Here is a 6,799-nt window from a genome sequence, read left to right as displayed (position 1 = left end):
TATCCGTGCATATCCGGCTGAGTCTTATCTCAGACGGATTGACCTAAGCATTGACCATGCGGGCAAACATTCCGAATACACGAAGCTCTTTCGTTTCGACGGCGAGCTTGCGATCGATATCTGGAAGCGGTTGTTGAGCGATTATTTCAGGGGCAACCCACTTGTGCCTGAGTACCTTGGTGCTCCGCAGGAAGAACTGACGGATGAGGGTGGAGATGAACGATCGGATAGGCCACCGGCGGCGGTGGCGCACGCAGATGTGTCATCTGATATCGTGCTCGATAGCGAGAATCCACTCTGCGCGTTTATTCACCTTCGACCTGGTCGTCTCAGCAAGAAATTTGACCTTGCGTTAAGACGCGTTCTCCTGCCCGACGGAAAGCACACCGTCTCAGTCATGGAGACGGGTATTGGTGTGGTCGACGAGATGTTGCGGGCCCGACTTTCGCTTACCTCGGTTGCGTCGATGAGAGTTCCTGACAATCGACTTGAGCTGGTTCCGCTCCTCTTTGGCTCGTCTGAATGCTTCCCTGGAAGCATGTATCAACAGGTTCAAGACCTTGCCGCAGCGCTGGCGACGGATGTTTCGAAACTTGGCATTAAGAGCATCGCGCTGTCGATCACGTGGCCTCTAGGCGATGTGCTAAGCACCTTGAGCATACGAGGACCTTCCCAGCCATTGCTCTCTCTTCTCGCGAGACTCTTCTCCATCGTGGATGCAACCAAGCCGGCCTCCGACTGGATTGAGCCGCTGTCTGAATCTGTGAAAGGACTCTCTCTGTCGTCCATGCGGAGCGGCCGGTTGGACGGTGTGCTGGATGGCATACTGAGTTTTGGGCGAAACGATGCCATGGGCGAAGTGATGTTCCCTCCCGAGCTGGCCAAAGAGCTGATCGAGAAGGGCTTCTTAATGGCGGAAACTCCCTAAATCGGCCGCTTACTTGAGGATTAACTCACAGGGGCGGCGAACTGCGCGGGTGGCTTAACCGTTTTCGCCGAGGCCAAGGACAAGCTGCCTGCCACCGCCCAGCTCATCGCCCAAGGGGAAAGGACGCGGCTTGAGTCGCGCAGATTTCGAACGCCCCCCCGCTGACCGCTCTGGATGACTGCTTGATGGCGTTTCGTGGGCACACCCGACACGGCACCAACTGACGGCTTTCGCTGCACAGCAGTCATCAGCTAAGCGGAGGCCAACCACGTCGGAACCAAAAAGACTGGTAAATGCTACCTAAACGGCCGCCCCAATCAAGTTCAAAATATTGTTATCTATGTTTGCGCACTTCAGGCAAAACGCTGAAGACGTCAGAATTTCAAATATAGATCAATCAAGTTCGAAAGATTGGCTTTGGTGTTTCAGTATTTGAGCCGTGTAAATTCAAGACATTGTCCTCAAGATCGAAACATTGTTATCAAGCACCTATCAGCCAGCCATGCTTCACTACGAAACCATCCCCGTCACCGCCTTCCAGCAAAACTGCTCCATCGTCTGGTGTGACGAGACCATGAAGGCCGCCATCATCGATCCGGGTGGCGATCTTGAGGTGCTGCTCGATGCCGTCCAGAAGCTGGGCGTCACGTTGGAACAGATCTGGCTGACGCACGCCCACATCGACCATGCGGGCGGCACGGCGGAACTCTCGCAAAAGCTGGGGTTGCCCATCATCGGGCCGCATCCGGGCGACCAGTTCTGGATCGATGGCCTGCCCATGCAGGGCCAGCGCTTCGGGCTGCCGCATGCCGAATCATTCACGCCGACACGCTGGCTGCATGACGGCGACACCGTCAGCATCGGCCACAGCACCTTGCAGGTACGCCATTGCCCGGGCCACACGCCAGGCCACGTGGTGTTCCACTCGCCGGAGATCCAGCGGGCGTTTGTGGGCGACGTGCTGTTTGCCGGCTCGATCGGCCGCACCGACTTCCCGCAGGGCAATCACGCGCAGCTGATCGCCAGCATCACGCAACGCCTGTGGCCGATGGGCGACGACACCGTGTTCATCCCGGGTCACGGCCCCGAAAGCACCTTCGGCCGCGAACGGAAAACCAACCCGTTTGTGGGTGGCACCTGACCCCTGACTAGCGCAGGACGCCGTGGAACCGGCTTCGCCGGGCCACTGGCGTCGCCCCCTTGAGGGGCTGAGACCTGCGGCTCCAAGCCTGCCTGCGCAGGCTTGGACAGGTCGAAGAGACTGAGCCTCTGGCGCAGTCACCGTGCGAGCCACACGCAGTGGACGAGAGTCGGGGGTGTTACTTTATTGCGCGCTCGTACAGCGGCAGCACCTTCGGCAGATTCTTCTCGATGTCGGCAATGCGCGTCTTGCCGGAAGGGTGGGTGGACAGCCATTGCGGCGGGCCACCCTTGTTGGCCGCGCTCATCTTCTGCCACAAGGTGATGCCCGAACGCGGATCAAAACCGGCACGCGCGGCCAACTCCATGCCGACCAGATCGGCCTCTGACTCGTCTTCGCGGCTGAACTCCAGCGTCAGCAGGTTGGCACCGCCGCGTGCCAGCGAATCGGTCAGGCGCGGATCGATGCCGAAGATGCCGGCCGCCAGCACACCGCCGATGCGCGCGGCGCCGTGCGTCACCGCACTCTTGCCCATGCGCTCGCGTGCATGCTCGCGCAAGGCGTGGGCCACCTCATGGCCCATGACCATGGCCACCTCGTCGTCGCTAAGCTGGAGCTTGTCGAGAATGCCAGTGTAAAAAGCGATCTTGCCGCCCGGCATGCAGAAGGCATTGACCTGCGATGAGGCGATCAGATTGACCTCCCACTGCCAGTCACGGGCACGTGGGTTCCAGCCCAAGGCCTGGGGAATGATCTTGCGCGCAATCGCGCGCAGGCGCTGCAGCTGCGGATGTTCACGCGGCGCCAAGGCGTTCTTGGCACGTGCCTGGGCCAGCAGCTGGCTGTACTGCTGCCCGGCGCTGCTCTCCACCTCGTCGGCGGGCACCAGCTTGCTGAAGGCCGAGTTCTTGCCCACCTCCACCCCCTCGCGTGCCAGCGCCGGCAGTGCCAGCAGCGCCAACGGCAGCAGACCGCACACCAGCCAGCGGCGGGATTGGAGCAACAGGTTCAAAGGTTCACGTTTCGGCATGGGTCGGACGGGTCAAGGCAGCGCTTATTATTCCCGCATGAGTTCAAATGCCGCTGAAACCAGCCAAATCAAGACCTCCTGGCTTGCCTCCCTGCGTGTCTACCTCGAAGCCCCGACCCTGCGCATGCTGGTGCTGGGTTTTTCTGCCGGCCTGCCCCTGCTGCTGGTGCTGGGCACCCTGAGTTTCCGCCTGCGCGAAGCCGGCATTGACCGCAGCACCATTGGCTACCTGAGCTGGGTCGGGCTGGCCTATGCCTTCAAGTGGGTCTGGGCACCATTGGTGGACCGGCTGCCGCTGCCGGGACTGACCCACTGGCTCGGCCTGCGCCGCAGCTGGCTGCTGCTGGCACAAGCTGTCATCATGGCCGGCCTGGCCGGCATGGCCCTGCAGGATCCGCGCCTCGGGCTGGAGCCGCTGGTGTGGTGCGCGCTGCTGGTGGCCGTCGGCTCGGCCACACAGGACATCGCGCTCGACGCCTTCCGCATTGAGTCGGCCGGAGCGGAACGCCAGGCCGCACTGGCCGCGGCCTACCAGACCGGTTACCGCCTGGCCATGATCTGGGCCGGCGCCGGCGTGCTGTGGCTTGCTGCACGCGCCGAAGTGACGCCGGCCGTGGCGGGGGCCATCGCCTACCAGAACGCCGCCTGGCAGACCGCCTACCTGGCCATGGCCGCCAGCATGCTGCCCGGCATGCTGACCGTGCTGCTGAGCCCCGAGCCGGCACGCCGCGAACTGCCCCCGGCCAAGAACCTGGGCGAATGGCTGCGGGGCGCATTGATTGAACCCTTTGCCGACTTCATCCGCCGCTACAAATGGCAGGCGGCGCTGATCCTCGCCTTGATCGCGATCTACCGCATCAGCGACGTGGTGATGGGCATCATGGCCAACCCTTTTTACGTCGACATGGGCTACACCAAGGACGAGGTAGCCGCGGTGACCAAGATCTACGGCGTCATCATGACGCTGGCGGGCGCCTTCATCGGCGGCGCGCTGGCCATGCGCCTGGGCGTGATGCGCGTGCTGATGCTCGGCGCCATCCTCAGCGCCGCCAGCAACCTGCTGTTTGCCTGGCTCGGCTCGCGCGGCCACGATGTGACGGCGCTGATCGCCGTGATCTCGGCCGACAACCTGGCCAGCGGCATCGCCTCCTCGGCCTTCATTGCTTACCTGTCCAGCCTGACCAACGTCAGCTATTCGGCCACCCAGTACGCCCTGTTCAGTTCCATGATGCTGCTGCTGCCCAAGTTCCTGGCCGGCTTTTCCGGCGACTACGTGGACGCCTTCGGCTACACCCACTTCTTCACCGCCACCGCCTTGCTGGGCCTGCCGGTGCTGTTGCTGGTCTGGCTGGCATCTCGAACAAAATCGGCCTGAAACTCTTGTTGAATATGCGCCAACAGCTATATTTTTGATAGCAAACAGAGGCCCCGGTTTACTTATCTTTACCGCGGATTCAAGCGCATTTGACGGCCAGACGTCATCATGATGCCTATTGCATGAACAGACTTCTCCCATGAGCCAGCATCTCCTGATGATCGAAGACGATGCCCGCCTGGCGGGCATGGTCAGCGAGTACCTTGCGCAGTCGGGGTTTGCAGTGGCACATGCGGCCGACGCCAGTGATGGCCTGGCGCGCCTGCAGAGCCACGAGACGCCGCCGCAACTCATCATCCTCGACCTGATGCTGCCTGACATGGATGGCCTGGAAGTCTGCCGCCGCATCCGCGCCCTGCCCGGCAGTCTGGCGCAGACCCCCATCCTGATGCTCACCGCCAAAGGCGATCCGATGGACCGCATCATTGGCCTGGAGATGGGCGCCGATGACTACCTGCCCAAGCCGTTCGAGCCGCGCGAGCTGCTGGCCCGCATCCGTGCCATCCTGCGCCGGCGCGGCGACAACGACCCGCCGACCACCAGCCAACTGAATTTCGGTTCGCTGACGATCGACCGCGATGCCCGGACCGTCACGGTCAGCGGGCAAGCCTGTGAACTGACCTCCTACCAGTTCGACCTGCTGGTGACGTTGGCCGAACGGGCCGGCCGTGTGCTGACGCGCGACCAGATCATGGAAGCCGTGCGCGGCCGCGAACTGGAGGCCTTCGACCGCTCGATCGATGTGCACATGGGCCGCATCCGCGCCGCCATCGAGGCGGATCCGAAAAATCCGAAGCGCATCCTCACGGTGCGCGGTGTCGGTTATGTCTTTGCCCGCCAGCAGGACTGAGTCCGGAAGGCCCGCCATGAGCACGCCCCTGACGCAACGCCTGTACCTGCGCATCTGGCTGGCCGTTGTGGCCACGGTGGTCATGCTGACCCTGGTGTTCAGCTGGCTCTGGCGCCAGGAGGCGGATCGCGAACGCGCCCAGCGCCCCGGACGCGAGATCGTGTTGCGCAACGCCAGCGGCGACATCATTGGCCAGGCCGTGGTGCGCCCGGGTCGTCTGCCCGGTCAGGGGTTTGAATTCGAAGTGCCGACCCGCGATGGGCAGACCCTGTTCGTGCAACTGCCGCGCCCCAACCGGCCGCCCCCCATGATGGCGCCGCCCTGGTGGCGCCCGCCGTTCGACTTCGTCTGGCTGCTCGGACTGGTCGCGCTGGCTGTTGCGCTCGGCGCCTACCCCATTGTGCGGCGCCTGACAAAGCGGTTGGAAGCGTTGCAACAGGGCGTGGAACGCTGGGGCGAAGGCGACCTGGCGCGCCGCCTGCCGGAAGACGGACGCGACGAGGTGGCCTTCCTGGCCCAGCGCTTCAACATCGCGGCCGAACGCGTGCAGGCCTTGCTGCAGTCCCAAAAGGCCCTGCTGGCCAATGCCTCGCACGAACTGCGCTCACCCCTGACACGCATCCGCATGGGCCTGGAGCTCATGGGCGAACGCCCCAACGCCACGGCCCGCGAGGAAATCACCCGCAACATCCACGAACTCGACCAGCTGATCGACGAGATCCTGCTGGCCAGCCGGCTTGAAGCCAGCCCGATCGACATCGGCACACTGGAGCCGGTGGACCTGGTCGGCCTGTGTGCCGAGGAGTGCGCGCAGACCGGTGCCGAATTCGAGGTTCCGGCCGGTTGCACCAGTCTGCCGGTGCCGGGCGTGGCGAAACTGCTGCGCCGGGTGGTGCGCAACCTGCTGGAAAACGCCCGCCGCCATGCCGCGGGCGACATCCGCCTGAGCCTGCAGCCCAACGGCCAGCAGGTCACGATCCGCGTCAGTGACCGTGGTCCGGGCGTGCCGCCGGCGCAGCGGGAACGCATTTTTGAGCCCTTCTACCGCCTGCCCGGCGCCTCCGAGCGCGATGGCGGCGTCGGCCTGGGCCTGGCCCTGGTCAAGTCCATCACCACGCGCCATGGCGGCAGCGTGCGTTGCGAAGAGCGGCCCGGCGGCGGCGCCTGTTTCGTGGTCGAACTGCCTGCCACGGCCTGAGTCCCCGGCAGGGCCTTAAGCAAAATCCGCCCTCAGCACCCGGCTGGCCGGGCGGAATGTCTCTTTTTTGGACAAAACCGGAGTCATATCCCCCATTTGTGGGATATCCGAAACCGATCTGGCTCGATACAGTTATATCCAACTGCTGTCACAGTCATACGAAAGATTCCGTCCAGCCATGCCGCCTTCAGAGCAGCAGGCCACGGCGGAATCAAAGAGTCCCAACGACGTCCTTTCGAGGACTTTTCAAAGCCACCCTTCCAGGTGGCTTTTTTTT

7 protein-coding genes are annotated in these 6,799 nt (G+C 63.2%); 5 read left to right on the top strand and 2 right to left on the bottom strand.

All coding sequences use genetic code 11. The annotated features are described in order from the left end of the window. Together CDE01S_RS18745 and CDE01S_RS17595 are read left to right on the top strand one after the other, a co-directional pair. A partial coding sequence (locus CDE01S_RS18745; protein WP_169802283.1) for a hypothetical protein occupies positions 1-928 on the top strand: 928 nt, incomplete at its 5' end. A 502-nt stretch (positions 929-1,430) separates the two neighbouring features. After that, positions 1,431-2,069, top strand: a complete 639-nt coding sequence (locus CDE01S_RS17595) for an MBL fold metallo-hydrolase (RefSeq protein WP_066710756.1) — start codon at positions 1,431-1,433, stop codon at positions 2,067-2,069. A 178-nt stretch (positions 2,070-2,247) separates the two neighbouring features. Here CDE01S_RS17595 and CDE01S_RS17590 read toward each other — a convergent pair whose 3' ends face one another. Next, positions 2,248-3,099: a M48 family metallopeptidase gene (locus CDE01S_RS17590; protein ID WP_066710754.1), complete on the bottom strand. Its 852-nt coding sequence runs from the start codon at positions 3,097-3,099 to the stop codon at positions 2,248-2,250. A gap of 37 nt (positions 3,100-3,136) precedes the next feature. On the opposite strand from CDE01S_RS17590, the gene CDE01S_RS17585 reads away from it, so the two are divergent. From CDE01S_RS17585 to CDE01S_RS17575, 3 genes are all read left to right on the top strand, one after another. Then, positions 3,137-4,474, top strand: coding sequence for an AmpG family muropeptide MFS transporter (locus CDE01S_RS17585; RefSeq protein ID WP_066710752.1), 1,338 nt, complete (start codon positions 3,137-3,139; stop codon positions 4,472-4,474). A gap of 139 nt (positions 4,475-4,613) precedes the next feature. Next, positions 4,614-5,324, top strand: coding sequence for a response regulator (locus CDE01S_RS17580; protein ID WP_066710749.1), 711 nt, complete (start codon positions 4,614-4,616; stop codon positions 5,322-5,324). 16 nt (positions 5,325-5,340) lie between these two features. Next, positions 5,341-6,522: a sensor histidine kinase gene (locus tag CDE01S_RS17575; protein ID WP_066710746.1), complete on the top strand. Its 1,182-nt coding sequence runs from the start codon at positions 5,341-5,343 to the stop codon at positions 6,520-6,522. 83 nt (positions 6,523-6,605) lie between these two features. On the opposite strand, the gene CDE01S_RS18905 is transcribed toward CDE01S_RS17575, so the two are convergent. After that, a partial coding sequence (locus CDE01S_RS18905) for a hypothetical protein (protein ID WP_218016544.1) occupies positions 6,606-6,799 on the bottom strand: 194 nt, incomplete at its 5' end.

This window comes from Curvibacter delicatus NBRC 14919 (genome assembly GCF_001592265.1).
In the GTDB taxonomy this organism is placed as follows: Bacteria; Pseudomonadota; Gammaproteobacteria; order Burkholderiales; family Burkholderiaceae_C; genus Hylemonella; species Hylemonella delicata.
The sequence above is the reverse complement of the archived record's forward strand: the minus strand, read 5'-3'. Positions and strand labels throughout refer to the sequence as shown.